Source organism: Alphaproteobacteria bacterium HT1-32, assembly GCA_009649675.1.
In the GTDB taxonomy this organism is placed as follows: Bacteria; Pseudomonadota; Alphaproteobacteria; order Rhodospirillales; family HT1-32; genus HT1-32.
Window position 1 is genome coordinate 29290 of the sequence record WJPL01000002.1, and the last position, 21656, is coordinate 50945.

General features: G+C 57.1%; 22 protein-coding genes. 5 read left to right on the plus strand and 17 right to left on the minus strand.

Annotation, left to right across the window (positions count from 1 at the left end; all coding sequences use genetic code 11):
* Window positions 1-82: 82 nt before the first annotated feature.
* Window positions 83-727 carry a glutathione S-transferase family protein gene (locus tag GH722_11715; GenBank protein ID MRG72425.1) on the minus strand — a complete coding sequence of 215 codons (645 nt, stop codon included), beginning with the start codon at window positions 725-727 and terminating at the stop codon, window positions 83-85.
* A gap of 170 nt (window positions 728-897) precedes the next feature.
* On the opposite strand from GH722_11715, the gene GH722_11720 reads away from it, so the two are divergent.
* The 3 genes from GH722_11720 to GH722_11730 are packed head-to-tail and all read left to right on the plus strand — an operon-like array spanning window position 898 to window position 3749.
* Window positions 898-2592, plus strand: coding sequence for a Na/Pi cotransporter family protein (locus tag GH722_11720; protein MRG72426.1), 1695 nt, complete (start codon window positions 898-900; stop codon window positions 2590-2592).
* A 9-nt stretch (window positions 2593-2601) separates the two neighbouring features.
* Window positions 2602-2928, plus strand: a complete 327-nt coding sequence (gene hisE, locus GH722_11725; protein ID MRG72427.1) for a phosphoribosyl-ATP diphosphatase — start codon at window positions 2602-2604, stop codon at window positions 2926-2928.
* Between the two features lie 29 nt (window positions 2929-2957).
* A complete protein-coding gene (locus tag GH722_11730) occupies window positions 2958-3749 on the plus strand; it encodes an HAD-IIB family hydrolase (protein MRG72428.1) in 792 nt (263 codons plus the stop codon).
* Here GH722_11730 and phnE (GH722_11735) read toward each other — a convergent pair.
* The 11 genes from phnE (GH722_11735) to GH722_11785 all read right to left on the minus strand — a co-directional run bounded on the left by phnE (GH722_11735) (window position 3742) and on the right by GH722_11785 (window position 13832).
* A complete protein-coding gene (gene phnE / locus GH722_11735; protein MRG72429.1) occupies window positions 3742-4560 on the minus strand; it encodes a phosphonate ABC transporter, permease protein PhnE in 819 nt (272 codons plus the stop codon). The two genes, GH722_11730 and phnE (GH722_11735), sit on opposite strands and share 8 nt — an antisense overlap.
* Before the next feature lies 1 nt (window position 4561).
* Window positions 4562-5365, minus strand: a complete 804-nt coding sequence (gene phnE / locus GH722_11740; GenBank protein ID MRG72430.1) for a phosphonate ABC transporter, permease protein PhnE — start codon at window positions 5363-5365, stop codon at window positions 4562-4564.
* Window positions 5366-5379: 14 nt separating this feature from the next.
* Window positions 5380-6237, minus strand: coding sequence for a phosphonate ABC transporter ATP-binding protein (phnC, locus tag GH722_11745; GenBank protein ID MRG72431.1), 858 nt, complete (start codon window positions 6235-6237; stop codon window positions 5380-5382).
* A gap of 88 nt (window positions 6238-6325) precedes the next feature.
* Complete coding sequence (gene phnD / locus GH722_11750) at window positions 6326-7303, minus strand: phosphate/phosphite/phosphonate ABC transporter substrate-binding protein (GenBank protein ID MRG72432.1); 978 nt, start codon at window positions 7301-7303, stop codon at window positions 6326-6328.
* A gap of 136 nt (window positions 7304-7439) precedes the next feature.
* The gene (locus GH722_11755) at window positions 7440-8441 is read right to left on the minus strand and encodes a zinc transporter ZntB (protein ID MRG72433.1); all 1002 of its coding nucleotides are present in this window, start codon (window positions 8439-8441) and stop codon (window positions 7440-7442) included.
* Window positions 8442-8488: 47 nt separating this feature from the next.
* Window positions 8489-9799 carry a CBS domain-containing protein gene (locus tag GH722_11760; protein MRG72434.1) on the minus strand — a complete coding sequence of 437 codons (1311 nt, stop codon included), beginning with the start codon at window positions 9797-9799 and terminating at the stop codon, window positions 8489-8491.
* The gene (locus tag GH722_11765) at window positions 9800-10669 is read right to left on the minus strand and encodes a hypothetical protein (protein ID MRG72435.1); all 870 of its coding nucleotides are present in this window, start codon (window positions 10667-10669) and stop codon (window positions 9800-9802) included. It abuts the gene before it with no gap.
* Complete coding sequence (locus GH722_11770; GenBank protein MRG72436.1) at window positions 10644-11483, minus strand: mechanosensitive ion channel; 840 nt, start codon at window positions 11481-11483, stop codon at window positions 10644-10646. The genes GH722_11765 and GH722_11770 overlap by 26 nt, the downstream gene beginning before the upstream one ends.
* An 84-nt stretch (window positions 11484-11567) precedes the next feature.
* A complete protein-coding gene (locus GH722_11775) occupies window positions 11568-11912 on the minus strand; it encodes a hypothetical protein (GenBank protein ID MRG72437.1) in 345 nt (114 codons plus the stop codon).
* A 61-nt stretch (window positions 11913-11973) separates the two neighbouring features.
* Window positions 11974-12309, minus strand: coding sequence for a hypothetical protein (locus GH722_11780; GenBank protein ID MRG72438.1), 336 nt, complete (start codon window positions 12307-12309; stop codon window positions 11974-11976).
* Window positions 12309-13832 carry a tetratricopeptide repeat protein gene (locus GH722_11785; protein ID MRG72439.1) on the minus strand — a complete coding sequence of 508 codons (1524 nt, stop codon included), beginning with the start codon at window positions 13830-13832 and terminating at the stop codon, window positions 12309-12311. The genes GH722_11780 and GH722_11785 overlap by 1 nt, the downstream gene beginning before the upstream one ends.
* Before the next feature lie 88 nt (window positions 13833-13920).
* Between GH722_11785 and GH722_11790 the strand changes: the two genes are divergently transcribed.
* Window positions 13921-14910, plus strand: coding sequence for an RluA family pseudouridine synthase (locus GH722_11790; GenBank protein ID MRG72440.1), 990 nt, complete (start codon window positions 13921-13923; stop codon window positions 14908-14910).
* Between the two features lie 181 nt (window positions 14911-15091).
* Window positions 15092-15985, plus strand: coding sequence for an RNA polymerase sigma factor RpoH (gene rpoH / locus GH722_11795; GenBank protein MRG72441.1), 894 nt, complete (start codon window positions 15092-15094; stop codon window positions 15983-15985).
* A 5-nt stretch (window positions 15986-15990) separates the two neighbouring features.
* Here the strand turns inward: rpoH and GH722_11800 are convergent, their stop codons facing one another.
* The 5 genes from GH722_11800 to ruvX form a co-directional block, all read right to left on the minus strand.
* The gene (locus tag GH722_11800) at window positions 15991-16590 is read right to left on the minus strand and encodes an acyl-CoA synthetase (GenBank protein MRG72442.1); all 600 of its coding nucleotides are present in this window, start codon (window positions 16588-16590) and stop codon (window positions 15991-15993) included.
* A 3-nt stretch (window positions 16591-16593) separates the two neighbouring features.
* Entirely contained in the window at window positions 16594-18624 is a 2031-nt protein-coding gene (locus tag GH722_11805; GenBank protein MRG72443.1) for a protein kinase family protein, read from the minus strand.
* 73 nt (window positions 18625-18697) lie between these two features.
* Entirely contained in the window at window positions 18698-19921 is a 1224-nt protein-coding gene (locus tag GH722_11810; GenBank protein MRG72444.1) for a CoA transferase, read from the minus strand.
* A gap of 8 nt (window positions 19922-19929) precedes the next feature.
* Window positions 19930-21120: an acyl-CoA dehydrogenase gene (locus GH722_11815; protein MRG72445.1), complete on the minus strand. Its 1191-nt coding sequence runs from the start codon at window positions 21118-21120 to the stop codon at window positions 19930-19932.
* A gap of 60 nt (window positions 21121-21180) precedes the next feature.
* Window positions 21181-21651 carry a Holliday junction resolvase RuvX gene (gene ruvX, locus GH722_11820; protein MRG72446.1) on the minus strand — a complete coding sequence of 157 codons (471 nt, stop codon included), beginning with the start codon at window positions 21649-21651 and terminating at the stop codon, window positions 21181-21183.
* Between the last annotated feature and the right edge of the window lie 5 nt (window positions 21652-21656).

Genomic DNA, 21656 nt, shown 5'->3' on the forward strand with positions numbered 1-21656 from the left:
CTGACGCCTCACGGGGCATCCGCAGGCCCCATGCGAAGACCATGCGGAGAGGGCGTTCCCTTGTCAAGGCTGGCGGGGCAGGTCAGTCAGTTGTCAGTGTTGCCGATGCTGCAAGGCCACGCCGGACGGCAGGGCGTTCGGCAATCCGGTCCAGCCAGATCCGGGTCGCCGGAAAATCCGGCAGGTTGTCGAACGGAAACCGGCGCATATAGATCGATTCCCGGCGCAACCATGTGAAACAGGCGATGTCGGCGATACTGTAGGCTGATCCCGCAAGATAGTCGTTCGTCGCAAGACGCTGGTCGAGAACTGTCATCAGCCGGATGACTTCCTGCCGAAACCAGACTTCGACCTGTGCTGTGCCGTCAGGTCCCGCATTCCGGCCCCACTGGCCAATAGCTGGTCCAAGAGCGCTGACCTGCCAGAACAGCCAGGACAGGATTGCTGCCTGTTCCGCCGGGCCCTTGATCGCGAGGGCTGTAGACCGGTTCGCCAGATAGTGCAGGATCGCGCCTGATTCAAACAGCTGAACCGGTCTTCCCGACTGGCAGCCGTGATCAACAATCGCCGGAATTTTCCCGTTCGGGAAGCGCTCCAGAAAGCTGCTGTCGCGTTGGTCTCCCTGTCGAATATTGACCGGGACAAGACGATATTTAAGACGACACTCTTCCAGACAAATGGTAACTTTCTGACCGTTGGGGGTGTCCCAGCTATAGACGTCGATCATTTCTGCATAGGCTTTCTCTATGGATGATCGGGCAGGTTACGAAAAATTGTGCTTCTCGACTAACCCTGTTGTTGGAAACAGGTAACTTTCAGCGTTTCTCGTTTGGTGCGCTAGTTGAAAGCGCGTAATATTGAGTCGCTGGCTTACTTCGGGGTGTCATAAAAAGACTGATGGAAACAATTGTTAATCTTCTGGGTGGCATAGCTCTGTTGCTATGGGGCGCCCGAATGGTGCGAACCGGGTTTAACCGAGCATTTGGTGCAACCCTGCGCCGCGGTCTCTCCATGTCCTCCCGGAACCGGTTTACTGCATTTTTTGCCGGCCTTGGTGTGACCGCGGTTCTGCAGAGCAGTACGGCAACGGCGATTATCACGGCCAGTTTTGTCTCCCGGGGTATGCTGACCGTAATGGCGGGTCTGGCCATCATGCTGGGGGCCGATATTGGTACCACGGCTGTTGTTCAGGTCTTCTCGATGGATATCCGCTGGCTGTCACCGGCTCTGATCGCAGTTGGTGTTGCCGCTTTCCTCAGCAGTGATTCCAGCAAGCGGCGGGGGTTTGCCCGCACGGCCATCGGTCTCGGACTGATGTTGCTGTCGCTGAAGCTGATTGTCGGGGTTTCGGCTCCGCTGCGCAGTTCAGAGATTTTCTCTGTCCTGATGCGTCCGCTGGCGGACGAGCCGATGCTGGCCATTCTGGTGGCCGCCCTCGTGACGTGGCTTTCCCATTCCAGCGTGGCAATCATTCTGCTGGTCATGTCGCTGGCAGCGACACAGCTGCTCAGTCTGGAACTGGCCATGGCTATGGTTCTTGGCGCTAATCTGGGGAGCGGTATCATTGCCTTTGCAATGACCTTCGGCAGTGCGCCAGCCGGCCGGCGGATCACGATCGGCAATTTGTTCATGCGGCTTGTCGGTGTTGCCGCCTTTGCCATGTTGCTGCCCTGGGTGCAGCCTTACCTGGCGCTGACGGCGGATGATCCGGCGCGAATGCTGGCGAACTTCCATACCGGATTCAACCTGGTCCTGGCGATGGTATTCCTGCCGCTGCTGCCTCTGGTTATCCGGCTGACGGAACTGATCTGTCCGGATGTGGTCGTAACCGATGACCCCGGTCAGCCACGTTACCTTGAACAGGGATCTCTGGACACGCCGGCGGTGGCATTGGCCAATGCGGCCCGTGAAACCCTGCGTATGGGGGATATGGCCCGCTCCATGCTGTCGCGCAGTATGGAGGTTTTCGAGCGTGATGATGCGGTGCTGATGAAGGAGATCGAGAAGGAAGACAATCTGGTCGATCAGCTTCACGAAGCCATCAAGCTCTATATCACCCGGCTGAGCCGGGAAGAACTGGACCGGGCAGAAAGCCGCCGCAGTGTTGAGGTTCTGTCCTTCACCACGAACCTGGAACATGTAGGTGATATCATCGACAAGAATCTAATGGAACTGGCGGGGAAGAAAATCCGGCGCAAGGCCAGTTTCTCAGCTGATGGTCTTGAAGAACTGCGCTCCTTCCATGACCGGGTGCTGACCAATATGGATACGGCGCTGAATGTGTTCATGACCGGGGATCTGAAAATGGCGCGGGACCTGCTGCGCGAGAAGACTTCCATTCGGGATCTGGAACTGTCTCTGATCGAGCAGCATTACACGCGGGTGACCCAGCGGCGCGCGGACTCACTTGAAACCAGTTCACTGCATCTTGATGTGCTGCGGGATCTGAAACGGATCAACAGTCACATTACGGCTGTGGCCTACCCGATTCTGGAGCAGGCCGGTGAACTGGCAGAAAGCCGCCTGAAAGCCGATAGCCTGGCGAAGGCCGTTCAGCCGCCACCATCGCCAATTGTTGCCCCGAAAGCATAATGAGTTCCCATGTCTGAGCCTATCAATCGTCTCTATAATACGGTCGTGGTTGCACGCGGCGAAACGCCGCCCGAAAGCCGGACGGCCAAGCTGTTCCGGGACGGCCGGATCAAGATTGCCAAGAAGGTCGCAGAAGAGGCGGTCGAGGTCTCGCTTGAATGCGTAACGGGGCAGCGCGACAAGGTGATTCATGAATCCGTCGATCTGATCTACAACCTCACGGTGCTCTGGGCCGAGATGGGGATTTCGCCCTCGGAAATCTGGCATGAGATGGAAGAGCGTGAGGCCGCTTTTGGCATCGCCGGAAAATTACCAAAAGACAGTTCAAACGGATGACGGCTTCGGGCATGTTGACTGAGGGACGAATGCGTCCGCTTGCCGAATGGGCGGATGCGGGGTCAGGGCTGCGTGGCGTTTTCACGGATATTGACGACACGCTGACGCTTTCGGGCCGGGTTCCCGGACGGGTTTTCGCGGCAATGGAACGTCTGCAACAGGCGGGCCTGCTGGTGATCCCGGTAACCGGACGGCCGGCTGGCTGGTGCGACATGATCGCGCGGACATGGCCTGTCGATGCGGTGGTTGGTGAGAACGGGGCGCTGGCATATCGCTATGATGCCGCAGCCCGGAAGATGCAGCGGCTGTATGCGGATGACCCGGACCAACGTGACCTTAATCGCAAGCGCCTGGCCGAACTGGCTCCGGTTATTCTGGCGGCTGTTCCCGATGCCCGGATTGCAGCAGATCAGGCTTTTCGCGAAACCGATCTCGCGGTCGATTTTGCCGAAGATACAGGCCCGCTGTCTGACGGTGAAATTCAGCAGATTGTCGAGGCGTTCGAGGCGGCAGGTGCTGTTGCCAAGGTCAGCTCAATACATGTGAATGGCTGGTTCGGCAGTTATGACAAGCTGGCCATGACCCGGCGGTTGATGGCCGAGATATTTGGTCAGTCAGAACAGCAACTGAAGTCCGGCTTCACCTTTTCCGGCGATTCACCCAACGACGCACCGATGTTCGGATTTTTCGATCAGTCGGTCGGGGTTGCCAATCTCGTCCCCTTCGCAAGTCGTTGTGAAGCGCTGCCGACATGGATTACCGCCGGGGAAGGTGGTGACGGATTTGTTGAACTGGTGGATCATCTGCTTGCGGTCAGATGATTGCGTGGCGAACTTTCGCTGAAACCCATTCGCTGACAATCACTGTCACAATGATTGCGATCAGAATCAGGCATACCCGAGACCAGGCCAGTTCATTGATCGAAGCCGAGAGCTGAAGGCCGATCCCGCCTGCACCGACCAGCCCGAGAACGGTTGATTCCCGGATATTGATGTCCCAGCGGAAGACCGAGATACCTGCAAAAGCCGGCATGATCTGCGGCACGATACCGTAGGACAGAACCTGTGCCCCGGAGGCTCCGGTCGCACTGATTGCCTCGGTCTGGCTGGGATCGATTTCCTCGATGGCTTCGTATAGCAGCTTGGCGCAGAAACCGATGGAACGCAGGCCAATCGCGATAATGCCGGCGAACACGCCGGGGCCGAGAATCGTCACCAGCATCAGCGCCCAGATCAGCGAGTTGATGGAGCGGGATGCGACGATAATGAACAGGGCCACAGGCCGTACGAATACCGCACTGGGGGTGGTGTTGCGGGCCGCGCAGAAGGCAATCGGCACAGCGAGGATCAGCGCCATCAGCGTGCCGAGCGTGGCAATGTTGATGGTATCCCAGAGCGGTTTCCAGATTACCGAGGCATATTCCCAGCTTGGCGGGAACATCCGCGAGCCAAGGTCTGCCGCCTGCGTCGGTGCGTCAGAGACAAAGAACCAGATCGTTTTGTCGGAAATCAGCTGCCAGCAGAAGACAAAGAGGGCGACCCCGACAAGCCAGGCCCCCCAGATCATCAGTTGCAGTTTCGTTGTCCGGCGCTGCCAGAGTTTTGTGCCTGCGTCGCGGGTTGTTACTGGCATGTTACTGCACCCATTTTCGGACATAGCCGGATGTATATTCAACGAACATGACGATACCGATGATGATCAGCAGGATCGCCGCCGCAGAATCGAATTCATAGCGGTCGAAAGCCGTGTTGAGCGTGGCGCCGATTCCGCCACCACCAACAATACCGACCACGGCTGATTCCCGGAAGTTGATGTCAAAGCGGTAAAGGCCCAGACCAATCATGCGCGGCATGACCTGTGGCTGTACCGAATAGTTCAGCCACTGGAACCAGCTGGCGCCGGTAGCTTTAACGGCTTCAGCCTGACCGATATCCATATCTTCGATATCTTCGGCCAGCAGCTTGCCGTAGAAACCGACGGTTGCCACAGACAGGGTAACGAACCCTGCAAAGGGGCCGAAACCGAACAGTTTGACGAAGAAAATAGCCAGAATGACTTCCTGAAAACTGCGCGAGACAGCAAGGATCGACCGGCAAAACAGGTAAACAGGCCGGGGTGCCAGGTTACGGGCAGCGCCCAGCCCGACCGGAATGGAAATCAGGATACCTACGGCCGTGGATGTCACAGTCATCCAGAGGCTCTCATATATACCATCGGCAATGGCGTCCCAGCGCGAGGTGAAATCAGGCGGGAAGAACGCCCCCATAAAGGCCTGGGCGCGCGGTAATCCTTCAATCACCCGGGTCCAGTTGATTTCCAGCGTCCCGAAGGCAAGCGCCAGATAGATTGCCGCGCCAAGGCCGAGAAACCAGCGCAGGCGGAGGCTCTGGATCATCGGTGGCTTTGACCATTTCCGATGTATTGTGGTTGCCGTCATGTCAGATCACCCCGTCAGCCGGCTTCGCCAGCGAGACGCTCGCGGTCGATGACCGGTGTGCGCGGCGCGGGGGGAGCAGAGTCGTCATCAAGGCTGTCTTCTTCATCCTCGACCTTGCGGATCGTGGCTTCCCAGTCTTCTTCGCCATAGATCTGGGTCAGAACATCACCGGTCAGGCCATCTGGCGGGCCGTCATAGACGATCTCGCCGAGTTGCAGACCGACGATGCGTTCAGAGAACATCTGCGCCAGCATGACATCATGAATGTTGATGATTGCAGCCAGTCCGCGTTCTTTGCAGAGCTCATTGATGAGCCGCATGATCTGACGAGAGGTTTTCGGGTCGAGTGAAGCCGTCGGTTCATCGACCAGCAGCAGGTCGGGATTCTGGATCAGGGCGCGGCAGATACCGACCCGCTGGCGTTGTCCGCCGGACAGTTCGTCAGCGCGCTTGTCGACCATATGGTCGAGGCCAACCCGTTCCAGAAGCCGGAATGCTTCATCAATATCGCTTTGGGGGAATTTACGGAACCAGCTGCGCCAGAAACCGACATAACCGAGACGTCCGGAAAGAACGTTCTCCATCACCGTCAGGCGCTCCACCAGGGCGTATTCCTGAAAGATCATGCCCATCCGGCGACGGGCACGTCGTAACGCTCCCTGACCAAGTGAGGTGAGTTCTATGTCACCGAGAAAAATTTTCCCGGAGGTCGGATCAACCAGCCGGTTTACACAGCGGATCAGGGTCGATTTACCGGCCCCTGACGGGCCGATCAGTGCCATTACCTGACCGTCAGGAACCTCAAGAGAGACATTCTTCAGGGCACGGTCGCCGGTTCGATACTGTTTTACGAGGTCGATGAGTTTCAACATCGGATTGTCCTGCCGCTGCCGGTTTCAGAAATGGAAGCTGCCGGGCCTGACCGTCAGGCCGGACCCGGCAGCAGCCGAAGCTAAGTACTTATTTGCAGGAATAAGTCACGCCATTCGCTGCATCAATCTTGCGAATGACATCCCAGTTGAACTTGTGGCTGATCGAGACGAAGGAACCTTCAGCCTTGAATTCCTTCTGCAGATCGCTGCCTTCCCACTGGAAGGTAAAGAATGCCTGCTTGATCTTCGCCGCCAGTTCCGGGTGCAGATTGTGGGCAAGGCCATAACCTGTGGTCGGGAAAGTCTGGGATTTGTAGATCGAGCGGATCTTCGCAGGATCGACAACCTTGCGGTCGATCATCCGTTTCATCACCGAGTTGGCGACAGCAGCGGCGTCATAATCCTTGTTGGCAACGCCAAGCACGGAGTTGTCATGCTTGCCGGAGAAGGCAGTTTTGAAATCGGTATCGGCAATCAGGCCGAATTCTGATTTCAGGATCGCCGAAGGTGCCTTGAAGCCGGAGTTCGATGTCGGCGCGGTGAAGGCAAGCGTTCTGCCTTTCAGGTCAGCTGCTGACTGGATCGGGCTGTCAGCCGGAACGATGATTTCCATTTCGTAGCCGAAGCTGCCGTCTTTTGCGGCCATCATGCCGAAAGGCACAAAACCGGCGCAGGCAACGGCGATCGGGTTGGAACCCGTGTTTACACCGGCAATATGCAGACGACCTGAACGCAGAGCCTCAAGCTGGGCGGCGTTCGACTGGACCGGGAAGAACAGAACCTTCTTGCCGGTGGTTTCTTCCATATGCTGAATAAAACCATCCCAGACTTTCTGATACACAGCCGGGTCTTCAACCGGTGTGTAGGAGAAGATCAGGGTGTCCGGATTGACCCAGTCTTTTGAATCGAGCGGCAGATCCGCCGTAAGATCGCGATCTCTGTCGCAATAACGGCTGTCGAGGAAGCTGCGGTTGCACTCTTCCTGTGCCTGTGCAGTGGTGGCAAAACCACTGAATGCAAGCGCTGCGGTTGCAACGGCAAATGTAGTAGCAGCAAAAAACTTCATCTCTGTGAACTCCCTAGTGTGTGGTTTGCCTGACCTAAAGCATTTTTATTTCATTATTGTTACATTTGCAGCGTCTCACAGGGAATAATGGCCTGCAACGGGATTCTTGACCGGGAAAGTCCGAATTCCCCCGATGTCAGAACCAGCGACGCCATCTCAGAATAAAGATTTCGAGAATGGCTCCGACAATCAGTACCAGGCAGACAATCAGGAAGGCTGTCGAACTTTCTGTGCCGGGAATGCCGCCGACATTGATACCGAGCAGTCCGGTGAAAAACGAGAGTGGAATAAAGATCACGCTGATGATCGCCAGAACATACATATTCCGGTTCAGCCGTTCTGATATGGCATTCGATATTTCATCACGAATCACCCCGGTCTTGTCCCGCAGGCTGTCGAGGTCTTCGACATAGCGGGTAATGGCGTCGAGAGCTTCGCGTGCACGAATGCGCTGGCGTTCTGCGAACCAGGTAACCTCTGTCACCGACAGATGTGAAAGTGCCACCTGCTGGGGGGCGATGAACCGGCGCAGGGCAATGATCTGCCGACGGGTTTCGGACAGCTCGGCCCGGCTTTCCTGACCGCTTTCGGCGACGGCGGATTCTTCCAGTCCGTCCAGCCGGTCATGCATTCCCAGAATGACCGGTGCCATGCGTTCGGACAGGGCAAGCGCCAGGTCGGTCACCAGTTCAGAGGTGTTCCTGGGGCCCGAACCACGCTTCAGGCGCTGCCGGATATCGTCAACGGACATCAGCTTCGCCTTGCGGAGCGAGATGATCAGATGTCCCGTCACCCACATGCGGACAGACAGCATATCTTCCGGATTTGCGCCGGGATTGAGATTGACGCCGCGCAGGTTGATCAGCAGTCCGTCATCATAGGTTTCGCATCTCGGACGGGTGTCGGTGGCCAGCAGGGCATTGGCAATCACAGGTTCGACGCCAAGCATGTCTTTCAGAACCTTGTCGACACCGCTGACTGTCCGGTCAAGATGCAGCCAGACAATCTGATCAGGCTCGGCTATGGCGGCAGCGACGTCATCTCCGACCCAGACAGCGCCGCCATGGCCATCAAGTCGCCATGCGTCAATAAGTCCGTCAACCATTACAGTACCCCGTGCTGAGTTCCCCAACTCCATAGCGGGCTGCTGTCTGATTGAAAAGGCCCGCAGGGTGGGCTTCGGCGTTACAGCAGGCCTGAGAGCAAGGTTGCAATGCCAAGGAAAGCCGTAAACCCGGCAATATCGGTCACCGTTGTCAAAACAATGGAGGATGACTGGGCCGGATCCTGCCCCAGTCGTACCAGCATGATTGGCACGATGGCCCCGGCAAATCCGGCGGCGATCATGGCCAGTATCATCGAGGAGGAGATCACCAGCACCAGCCCGTAGGAACCACTCCAGAAATAAACCCCGAGGGAACAGGTGATCGCGATGGCAATACCGTTATAGAGACCAACCTGGCCTTCCTTGAAGGTAACGGCCATCCATTGCCGTGCGGTGATTTCACGCAATGCGAGGCCCCGCATGGTGACGGCAAGTGCCTGTGCACCGGCATTTCCGGACTGTCCGGCAACGACAGGCAGCAGGACAGCCAGTGCCGTAAACTGGGCAATTGTGCTTTCAAAAAATCCCACTACAGCGGCAGCCATAAAGGCGGTCAGCAGATTGATCTGTAGCCAGGGCATCCGCTTGCGAACCGCAAAGAACGGAGAGGAAAGAGCGCGTTCATCGCGGCTGGCACCCACCATGGTCTGCATGTCGGCGGTGGCATCCTGTTGCGCCGCATGCAGCAATGCGGTCTCCGGGATGACGCCGACCAGCCGGCCGTCAAGATCGGTCACCGGAAGATTGGCAACTTCCCGGCTTTCAAACAGTTCGGCAACCTCCTGCTGCGGGGTTATCGGCTGGACCGTCGCGGTGAGAGGTCTGGACAGGCGTGACAGCTTGATCCGGGAATCAGCAATGGCGACATCCTGCAACAATGCCCGGGCTGTCAGCCGGCCTTCGTCATCGACCAGAAACAGTTCCGTGCCGATACCCTGACCGGCTTCGCGCATCAGGGTAAGGGCCTGCCCTACAGTTGATTTCTCGCGGAAACTCTGTGCTTTCGGGTCCATCAGTCGCCCGGCGGTATCTGCCGGATGGGCCATCAGTATCTGTATCTCCTTTGAGATATGATCCGGCAGAATGTCCAGGATCCGCCTGAGGTCGTCATCTTTCAGCTGGCTGGTCACCCGGATTGCGGCAGCCGGCGGCAGGTTGGCGAGGATTGCGGTGATCGCATCATCGGACATACGGACAAGCAGCATTGCTGCCACACCGGGAACAAGCCGGGACCAGACCGGGAGCAACAGGTCAACCGGATGGGCCTGCAGAATTTCTGCCGCATCTTCAGGCGAGAGGGTTTCCAGCCGGGTTGCCGCAAGCATGGGATGATCGACGAGATAGCGCCGGTTCAGCGCATCAATGATATGTGTGGGGGCTGTGGTCATCATTCATCGCTCCCTGACGGCAGAAACGTCTTGTCCGGGCCGGCTGTCGGGAGAGAGTAACTGGATGAAGCCGCTGATGGTAATGACAAAGCCGGTGGCGAGATGTCCGGCGATGGAATCCCCTGACCGGGGCAGTGACGCCGGAACGACCAGCTTCTCTGCCTGTTCCAGCGCGTCCTGGCGCAGCAGGCCCATCACGTCATTCCGACGGTTGATGACTGGCAGACCGCTGAACCGCCGCCATCCCGGATTGCTGTGCGCCATTGACAGGGAGGCGCGGGCAGAGAGCGGGGTAAATGTGCTGTCGATGATATCACCAATCGGCTGGTCATCGTTCAGAAGCAGCAGTTTCTCCAGTTCGACAACACCGGCAAATCGCCGGCCACGGCCTGTCACGATGGCCATACCACCACAGCTTTCCCCCTGGCTGCGCAGTCCTTTCAGACATTCGCCGGCAGTTGTCGTGACTTTGAAGTAGGGGGTAGAGACATCCATCCAGGCACCAACGGTCAGGACCGGATAGTTCAGGGTGCGCTCAATGTCGCGTGACAGCCTTGCGGGCAGGGCCTCCAGTATCCCGGCGCGCTCGGCCTCAGCCACATGCCGCAGAATAGCTGCTGCATCCGCGTAACTGATATCACGCAGGATAGCGACTGTACGGTCCAGCGGCACTTCGGCCAGAATCAGTGCGGCCGACCAGGGTTGCAGATGTTCGGTCAGCCGGATTGCGGAACGCAGCGGGGCGAAGGCCAGAAAGGCTCCGCCTTCTGCCGGTTCGGCAGCGGCGATGATTTCGGCAGCTTCCCGGGGTTGCTCCTCGATGAAGCCCAGTGTCAGTTCAAGCTGGTCATTCATCCGAATCATCCCCGGCAAGAATCGTGACCGTTGAATTCTGTGCGAGAGTTGCAGGGATAACCGTACGACCGGCTTCCGTATCCAGCACAAAGGATGTCGGGGTGATTTCGATCACAACACCTTCGATTTTACCGATTCTGACCTGTTGTCCCGGTTCCACATCTTCTTTCAGGTAATGGGCGGCAATCAGATTGGCTGTGAGGTCCCGTGCGCCCAGTCCGAATGCCAGGGCAAATCCGGCCAGAATGGCGGCGAAGGCGACCGCAAGAATAATCACCAGAAAGGTAACATCGACACCGATCTGATCGAGACCGATGACCGTGGCAATCAGCAGCGTTATGCCCTGCGCCATGCTGCCGAACAGGTCGGCTTGGCTGAAACGTGCGGTGGCTGCCGCGGATACGGTCAGGTCCCGGACGAAGGTACTGACGAGAAACCCGACGAGAACGATCATGATCCCGGCCAGCACCGTCGGCAGGTAGGAGACGATGTCATCAAGCCAGGAGGAGAAGGCATCAAGTCCGGCAACATTTGTTGCGGCGGAAAAGAAGATGAAGATGACCAGCCAGAAGGAGATATTGGCGAGCAGGGATATTGCCGCGACGGACAGCCGGAACCTTGCGAGGCTGCCCTTTGTCAGAAAACTGTCGAGCCCCCGGTTTATCAGATCACCGAGCCGCCGCATTCCGCGACGGGCGAACTTTGCGACGAACCAGCCGACCAGAACCAGCAGGGCAGCGCCCAGCAGGTCAGGCAGGTAATTCAGGATCGTGCTGAAGACATCGAAAGCAGTTTGTCTGAGATTCTCGAATATCTTGGGCAGTTCTTGCATCTGACTCTCCACAGCGTGATCGCTGCCGGGAGTCTAACAGGTGGGGTACTGCCTGTCGTGGCAATAAGCTGGCGGCGCTCTGGTCTAGTGATCTGAATCGGAAAGGAACTGATCGCTGAGGCCCGTATCATAGGCGATTGCGTCTGCTGTCAGTGTTACGCCAAGCGGGCTGTAGTCGCGGGACAACCCTTTGCGTTCCAGAGCCACCCATACCGACGGGTTGGCAAAGCCGCTGGCATCCCGGGAGGACACAACGAAGGAGCCGATATGAACATGATCGCCATGGGCATGCGGCAGCCGGTTGATCCGGACATCACCACTTTCCGGATCGCGGGTAGAAATATTGTCCTGTCCGGCGAGAACCTGTGCCAGTGCCAGGGTGCGAAGCTGGAGCTTGTTCAGTTTAAGTGGATTGCTGCGTGGAGGCATGATTGTCTCTGCTTTCGTTTCAAAGAAAATTCGGTTGTTCTGGAAATCTGCCGGCTGAAGGTCAGAGGCGTGGCGTGAACCGGATTGACCCGAGTTGCTGACCGGTAGCCAGATCGAACAGAACAATCCGTTCTGATCCGTCGCTGGCGGCAATCCGGACGGCTGCCCGCCCGTCAGGGTAGCTGATTTCGACGATGCGCTCGTCCTTTTCAATGGCGATTTCCTGTGTCCCAAAGGGGGCGCGCGTCACGGCAGATCGTTCCGGCTGGCTGGCAAGCGGCTGTTCCGCCGTCTTCGCTGTACCGGATACCTGACGATAGAGGCCATAGCCGACGGCAATGACGCCGGCAATGATCAGAACGCCCATGCCGATGACCAGTGCTTTCAGGAATTTCATCAGCTTTCTCCGGATGCTGTCGGGAGTTTTGATCCCGTTCGGGATGTCATGGCCGGATCATCAACGACCGTCGCCAGTGTTAATAACGATTTTCTCAGTGATTCAAGCGGTTTGCTCCAGCGTCCCGCCACGGTCTGCCGGAATATCCTGATGCTGTTGTACCAGGTTGTGCGGTCGCCTGAGGTTCCCCACATCCAGTTTGAATTGACGGGCAGCACAACCCAGCAGCGAATGCCCATGGCACCTGCGATATGTCCGACCTCACCTCCTGCGGCGATGACAAGGTCGACTTCAGACAGGGCGGCAGCCAGCTGGCGCGGATCATCCATATCGCCAGTGGCCGGTTTTACCCGGCCTTCAGCCCAGTTGATGCTCCTGAAGTCTTCCGCACCGGTGTTCTCCAGACTGATGAAACTGACGGGAGCGGGAATCGTGAGGACTTCCCGCAGGCGGGCCACAGGGATCGTTTCGTCCCGGTTTCCGGGCGCGCGCAGGGCAATCCCCACCCGCAGGCCCTTCTCTGCAACTTTCGGTGATTTGGCGACGGGGTTCAGATAGCCGCTGGCAAGTGGCTGGGTGGTCCCCCCGGCACGCAGGAAACTGGGGGCCGTGAGCAATTTCATCTCGATGTCGCAGTCGGTCTCGGTGGCATCCGGTTCGATCATGTCGTCAGACAGATCGCTGTCGAGCAGCAGGGGCATGTATTTGCGGTCGACGGCAAGTGTTACCCGGGCACCACTTTCCCGCAGCAGCGGTGCATAACGCAGACCCAGAACTGTCTCTGACATATGATCTTCCTGCCGCAGCAGAACACGTTTGCCGGCGAAAGAGGAAATCTCGCTGACAGGCTTTCCTGATGAGTCTGTCGCCTTGCCGCCGGGGCGCCAGGTATATTCAGGCCATCCCTGATCAAAGTTACCGGAGGCCAGCAGAGCCTCCGCCTTTCCGACATGTGCTGCGATCCGGTTTTCATCAATATCAATGGCCCTGTCGAAAGCATCGATGCCTTCTTTGTGCCGGTTTACGGCGCAGTAGCATTGAGCAAGCTTCAGCCATGCTTCGGCATTTTCCGGATCCTGTTCGGTAACGGTGCGATAATGTTTGCGGGCTTCATCCTGCCGTCCGAGGTCGTCCAGCAAACCGGCCAGCAACGTTCTGGCCTCAGAATCAGTCTTGTCGACAGACAGGGCCGCATTCAGGGTGCGCATCGCGGCACCGCGCTGACCGAGACGCAGCTGTATCCGGCCAAGTTTGCGATGCTGACCGGGAAGCGTCGGGTTCAGCTTGACCAGCCGGTTGTAGAATTTCTCTGCGACACTGTCGGCATTGACCTTTTCGGCCAGCATGGCGAACAGTCGCAGAAGGTCCGGCGGTGTGCCACCGACGGATAACAGCTGCCCGGCTTCTGTTTCCATAGCGTTCAGATCGCCGGTATCAAAGCTCGCCAGCAGTGCCGCAGCGTGATCACGTGGTTTGCCCGGCGCCGTTTTTGCCGTCGATGTTGGAGTTGTTTCCGAAGCCATACCGATTGAATTTTAATCCCAGATTGTCAGGTCATTTGAGAAACAGCTTTACAGCATCCCCGTCACTGGCAAGCCTCCGTTACATTTCATGGCGTTGGAGAGCCGGTTGCACAAGTCCGAAACGCATAAAGTCACGGTAACGCAAGCAGAAGACGGCAGGCGTCTGGATGCCTTTCTGGCTTCCGGATCAGAGGGACTGTCGCGTACCAGACTGAAGCAGCTGATTCAGGATGGCCATATTACAGGCTCGGATGGCTCCTGTCTTGATCCGTCAATGAAAGTCCGGTCGGGACAGACATTTTCGATCACGGTTCCGGCCAGTGAAGATGCCGTGCCGGTGGCGCAGAACATTGATCTGACCATCGTTTACGAAGATGACGATGTTATCGTCATCGACAAACCGGCCGGTATGGTGGTGCATCCGGCTGCCGGAAATCCGGATGGCACGCTGGTGAATGCCCTGCTGGCGCATTGCGGCGACAGTCTGTCCGGTATCGGCGGGGTGAAAAGACCGGGCATCGTGCATCGTATCGACAAGGATACCAGTGGTCTGATGGTCGTTGCCAAAAATGATATCGCCCATCAGTCGCTGTCACGGCAATTTGCGGAACATAGCCTTGACCGGGCTTATGGTGCACTTGTCTGGGGAGTGCCCAATCCGGGGACGGGCAGGATTGACCTGCCTATCGGACGGTCACCGAAGGATCGCAAGAAAATGGCGGTTCGTGCGTCCGGTGGAAAATCAGCCGTCACACATTATCGGACGGAACGAATTTTTGCCAGAACCGTTAGTCTTGTCGAATGCCGTCTGGAAACCGGACGGACACATCAGATTCGTGTCCATATGTCGCATACGGGGCATCCGCTGCTGGGTGATCCGGTCTATTCCCGTGCGCAGCGAAGGGTTAAACGGGCAGCCGTTGAGATGCCACTGGCCGTGCATGCCTTCTCTCGCCAGGCACTTCACGCCAAGTTGATCGGGTTTGAGCATCCGAAAAGCCTTGAGAGGATGCATTTTTCTTCAGAATATCCAAAAGATATCAATGATTTAATTCATGTTTTAGATACCATAAAATAATCTGTATACCTCTGGAACGAGATTTGATACTGTTTCGTTAACACGTACAGGAACAGGCGGATTCTAACCGTATCCGATCAGCCGGACTTTCCGGGAAGATGGAAAATAAGGTCGATCGGGTCATAATTCCGACAAGATTTGTCGGATACTGGAATCAGCAAAACATGAAAGGACGCATGCGATGAGCAATCTGACGACAGCGCTCTCCATAAACCCGGAAGACAATCTTTCCCGTTACCTCCAGAGTATCCGGAAATTTCCGATGCTGTCGCTTGAGGAAGAACAGCGACTTGCGCATGCTTGGCGCGACGAGGACGATATTGAATCCGCGCACCAGCTTGTCACCAGTCATCTTCGTCTGGTAGCCAAAATTGCCATGGGCTACCGCGGTTATGGCCTGCCGGTTGGCGAACTGATTTCGGAAGGCAATGTCGGCATGATGCAGGCGGTGAAACGGTTCGACCCGGAACGCGGGTTCCGGCTGGCAACCTATGCGATGTGGTGGATCCGTGCCTCGATTCAGGAATATATCCTGCATTCATGGTCGCTGGTGAAAATGGGGACCACCGCCGCACAGAAGAAGCTGTTCTTCAATCTTCGTCGTCTCAAGGGGCAGATGAAGGAAATCGACGAGGGTGATATGTCCCTTGAAAGCGTCGAATCAATCGCGACCAAGCTCGGCGTGCCCGAGAAGGATGTCGTGGACATGAACCGTCGTCTGGCGGCCAGTGATCATTCCCTGAATGCTCCCCTGCGTATTGACGGTGAAGGGGAGTGGCAGGACTGGCTGGTTGACGAAACGGACAGTGCGGAAACCATGCTGGCCGAAGATGATGAATTCGGGAAGCGGAAATCCCTGCTGGTTGGTGCGATGGATGTTCTGAATGACCGCGAGAAGCATATCTTTGTCGAACGCCGTCTTACGGAAGAGCCGAAAACACTGGAAGATCTGAGCCAGGTTTACGGTATTTCCCGCGAACGGGTTCGCCAGATTGAAGTGCGGGCCTTCGAGAAGATTCAGAAGTCCGTGCGGAATTCAGCGATTGATAACGGCCTGCTGGCTGCGAACGCCTGAGCAGACTAGCCGCCGGGAACTGCCGGTACTGAAGGGGGCGCCGAGCCGGGTGGGCTTGGTGCCCCTTTTATTGTTTTGACGGGAACAGCCTTTGCCGTGGCTTCTCCGGCACCACTGGCATCGTCCGTAATCTCCGGTCCCCATTCCGTTACCAGGGAACGCTGTTTTTCGCGCAAGGCCATCATACGGCGCTGTGACGCCATTTCCAGAACCGAGCCGACGAGTGGCGGCGTCATGTTATACATGACCCAGCCGATAGCGGAGAGGCCATAAATAACCAGCAGGGTCAGTGGGTCAAAAATCAGGTAAAGAGCAGTTTCCAGATCATTGTGGCCAAACCACAGACTGATCAGGTAGGGGCTGAGACCGGCAAGATTGAGACCGCCAACCGAAACATACCGCATGCGGCTTTCACTGCGGTCGATGATCCGGGCAACAATGGTTGGCAGCATCCCGACCAGGAACATGATCAGGGATGCATAGAACATGATCGCAAAAACCATTGCGACCAGCCACCAGAGCAGCCTGAGAACGGGGCCGCCACCCCGTGACCGGTTCTGTTTTCCACCACCGCGACTGATTTTTTTCTGTGCTGCCTTGGCCATCGGTCAGAACATCCGCCCGGCAAACATGAGTGTCAAAACAGTCATGCCGATGAGGAGCGATATGACAGCCGCAGTCTGCTGTCCGTAAAGCTTGGCCTCGATCTTTCGCCTTTCTTCACCGGTTTCGATTTCAATAGCTTCTGCCTGGGCTTCCCTGAATTCTTCGACGGCTTTAGCATATCCGGAAGTGTCAGTATCCCGTTGTTCCTTGTCTTCCAGAAGGTTGTAGATTTCCGGAAGACTGCCCCGGCGAACCATTTTCGGAATATCCCGTTCAAGGCGCTTTCGCTGTGACCGGCTGTGATAACTGTTGATGGCCGGTTGGGCGATACCGCCGATCCAGCTGCTCAGGCCGAAGACAGTCTCCGGGCCCAGCCGCCATTGCAGCATGGCCAGCAGCGAGATCATGCCAAGTGTTGCACGTTCCTTGCTGCCCGCCGTCAGGGCTTCAACCTGTTTGTCGATATTATTATCGAACCGGCTTTTGACAAAAGCCGCGATATGACGATCTACCGGCAGGGTGGTTCGGTCCACCCGTTTGGAAGCGCGGTCCAGAGCAGGCAGAATATCTGCAATATCCAGAACATAGTCGCGTTCAATCAGCGGGCTGCGACAGGGGGCCATATCGTTCAGTTCGTAGATGCATCGTTCAATGCCGCTTCCCATGCCGGTCTGCCGGACATGTTGTTCCATATTCTTGGAGATTTCGAGATGCAGGCTCTGATCGGGCATGTAGATGGGCTGTGCCTCCGTCCAGAATCTGACGATCTCTTTCTTGATCAGTTCGGCATAATATTGCCCGAGGGAGGGATTTTGCTCCAGCGCGGTACCAAACCCGTCGGGCATCGCAATGAAATCGCGATACCGGATAGGACCTGATGGATCCAGCAACAGGCAAATCCGGGAAATCAGAACATGGTCATCCATCCCGGAGCCGAGTTCATCTGCCGTGGCATCGCGAACCGCGGCGCCAATCCGCTCTGCGGTTTCCTTGTCTTCCAGTGAATGACGGAGCCAGACCTCGATCTCGCCTTCGCGGGCGATCTTGGCTGCGGCATCCCAGTTCAGTGCAATAGCCTGTGCCAGCAATCGCTTGTGGGTGATCGGCATGCCGACAAACATGAAGGCGGTCTTGGCTTTCTTCGGCCGCTTCATCTGGACAGGTGTTGTTCTTTTTCCGGAAAGCCAGAGATCAATTTTCTCCAGATTCCATATCATGGCATTCTCGTCGGCCAGTAGGCCCCGAAGCAATTCCAGCATGCTATCGTTAAGGGGGATCTCACCGACCAGCGTTCTGAACGAAGTTGCGGAAACCTTTGAGGCGATGATCTCACGCTCGTCCATCGTCGGCGCGGGATTTCGTCCGGCAATCATGAACATGACAGTTGCGCCAAGCGAATACATGTCGTTGTGAAAGTCGCCCCGGCCACGCCCTGCACGTGGCGTCATGGCGGAACCGATGTTTTCAAACAATGCATGCTGGTCATAACCGGGAGGTGTGGTCACACAGTCGCCAAGCACAAGCTGGGTTCGTTTCTCATCCAGATAATAGAGATTGTCCGGACGGATGGCGCGGTGAACGACATTGTTGGAGGCGAGTAACCGCAAGGCGGCATAAAGCGGCGTGATGATAACGTCTCTGGCGCTCAGCGGGTCGATCGGTGCTACGGTTTCGGACAGTCCCCGGACAAACTTGCCTCCCTTCGGGCGCTGGTAAATGACAGCGATTGTCCGGCGGTCCAGTGGCGGCCATTCGATAACCCCCCACTCAAGCAAAGGCAGAAGACCGGGAGAGGAAAGCCCCCGGAGCGAGCGCATTTCCTTCATCCGCGGTGTAATTTCCGGGCGACAGACCAGCGCATAGATTTCCCGTGCGGCATCACGCCGGTCAGTGACCAGAAATGCGCTGGCATTCGGCAGGTCGAGTTCGGGTATCGGTGACGCAGGATCAATCAGATACCGGTCACGTAAGACAGGTTTGCCGTTACTCATTGCGCCGCCGCTGAGGCGCTCGTCTGCAGGTGCCGTCGCCATTCGCGATTATCTGACTTCAAATGCTGGTTGTTCTATCAACCTATCGCAAGGTCACTAAGGCAAGGTAAAAAAATCAGATTGCGGCTGAATTGCGCAGTTTTGCGAGTTCTTCCTCGTCTGCTCCCAGCAGTTCGCGGATGACCTCTTCCGTATGCTGCCCGAGAAGGGGGGCACCGCGCCGGTAGGTTGGCGGGGTACGGGACATCTTTACGGGGTTTGAAATCACCGGGTAGGTGACGCCAAGTCCTTCATGCTGAATCTCTGTTACCATGCCGCGTGCCATGAGATGCGGGTCGGCAAACGCGCCCGGCAGATCGTTGACCGGAGCAGCAGGAACCTTGCGTTTTTCCAGTCCATCAAGCCAGAAGGCGGTGTTCCGGCTGACAAAAATCTGGCGCAGAAGCGGAATCAGCGTTTCACGATTTCTGATCCGGGCCGGATTGGTCGAAAACCGTTCATCAGCGGCGATTTCAGGCCGTTCGGCAAGATCGCACAGCGACTGGAACTGCCGGTCGTTGCCACAGGCAAGGATGAAATACCCATCGGATGTCGGGAAAACTTCATAAGGCACGATATTCGGATGGGCATTACCGCGCCGTTTCGGCGCCTCGCCGGAGATCAGATAATTCATGCCTTCATTGGTCAGCCAGGCGAGCTGTGTCTCCAGCAGCGACAGGTCGATATGCTGGCCTTCACCTGTCCGGTCACGGTGACGCAGCGCCGCGAGAATTGCCGTAGAGGCATACATCCCGCACATGATGTCGGCGATACCGACGCCGACCTTCATCGGATCACCATCAATCTCACCGGTCAGTGACATGATGCCACCCATGCCCTGCGCCAGAAAATCATAACCGGCACGTTCGGCATAAGGTCCGGTCTGGCCAAAGCCGGTGATGGAGCAATAGACGAGGCCGGGGAATTCATCTTTCAGCTGGTCATAACCCAGACCGTATTTCGCCAGACCGCCGGTCTTGTAGTTCTCTGTCAGGACATCGCATTTTGCGATCATGCGGCGGGCCAGCGCCTGACCTTCCGGTTTTGAGACGTCAATGGCGACGGACCGCTTGTTCCGGTTGGCGCAAAGATAATAAGCACTTTCGTTGCTTTCTTTGCCGTCCTGATCTTTCAGATAGGGCGGGCCCCATTTGCGGGTATCATCCCCGACGCCGGGACGCTCGATCTTGATGACATCCGCACCCAGATCGGCCAGATACTGGGTACAGGTGGGGCCGGCGAGTATCCGGCTGAGGTCGAAAATCCGGATGCCGTCCAGCGGGCCGGGTGATGTCGTCATCTCGTTACTCACTGTTCGATATAGCCGTCACGGGTCTGCGGCAGCTTGCGCCCGAGAATGCGGCTGGCGATCAGCGTGCGCAGAACCTGTGCCGTGCCGCCACCGATGGTGAACATACGGGCGTCACGGGTCATGCGCTCAATCGGGTTGTTGCGGGAATAACCGGCGGCACCATGAATCTGCAATGCGTCATTGGTTACCTTGATGGCCATTTCCGATGTAAACACCTTGGCCTGTGCAGCCAGTGTCGCATCGGGGAAGGCCCCGTTTGCCGAGGAGGCGGCAGCGTGGATCAGCGTCCGGGCGGCCATTGTCTGGGTGCTCATGTCGGCGAGCATCCATTGCAGGCCCTGAAATTCACAGATCGGGCGGCCAAACTGTTCCCGGTTCTTGCTGAATTCCAGTGCGGTCTCAAACGCGCCGCGGGCGAGGCCAAGGGCAACCGTGGCGGCCCCAACGCGCTGACTGTTATAGGCTTCCATCAACTCGCCGAATCCCCGGCGCAGACCACCGGGAGGCGACAGCATCATATCTTCAGAAATTTCCATATCCTCGAAGGTGACAACCGTTTCAGGAATCCCGCGCAGGCCCATGGTCGGTTCACGATCGCCGATCACCAGGCCGGGGGTTTCACCATGCACGGCGATAAAACCGGCGATGCCCTGTTCTTCGCCCGCTTCGTCAAAAACCCGGGCAAAAATAAGAAACAGCTTTGAAACGCCACCGCCTGTAATCCAGTGTTTGCGGCCGTTGAGGATATATTTGTCACCACGCTTGTCGGCGCGTGTGGTCATGGTTGTTGCGGCACTGCCAGCCTCTGGCTCGGTGATGCAGATGGCGGGCTTGTCGCCGCCCAGCACCAGATCTGCCGCCAGTTTTTTCTGCCCCTGGGTGCCGTATTTCATCACGGCACTGACCGCGCCCATATTCGCTTCGACCGAGATGCGACCTGTAACGCCGCAGACCCGGGCCATTTCCTCAATCAGTAATGTCGCATCGAGAAAGGTCAGGCCGGGACCACCATATTGTTTCGGAATGGTCATCCCCATGAAACCGGCGTCGCGCAGTTTCGCGACATTGTTCCAGGGATAGCTCTCGGTTCGGTCGACTTCGGCGGCGTTTGGTGCAATCTCGCGGTCTGCGAGATCATGCGCCTTTTCAACAAGTGCCTGCTGTGCAGTGGAAAGCGGTGATTTCATCGTTTGTCTCCTCACGATAAAGTTATCACCCCTCACCGGGTGCTGTACAAGTGGTTGTCTTCAGCTTTGCCGCTGAGCGGCATCAAGAGCGGACTGAAGTATCCAGGCAGCAGCAGCCTTATCGACGACTTCTGCCCGTTTCGCCCGGCTGAGGTCGGCCTCGGTCGTCAGCATGCGCTGAACTGCAACGGTCGAAAGCCTCTCATCCTGAAAAAAGATGGGTAGCTGGATTCCGGCGGTCAGATTTTGCGCGAACTGTCGGGTGGACTGGCAACGGGGGCCTTCCGTTCCGTCCATGCTGACGGGCCAGCCAATGACCAGCCCGACGACAGAATTGGCGGAAACGATATCGACAAGCTGCGCCAGATCCTCGGCGAATTTCTTGCGCCGTATCAGGACAAGAGGGCTGGCGATCATCCATCGGGGGTCGCATATCGCCACGCCGATGGTCTTTTTTCCGACGTCGAGACCCAATAAAGCGCCCTGTCCGGTCGTCATACGCTTGAGGTCTGTGATCCGTTCGGCAATCATGCCGT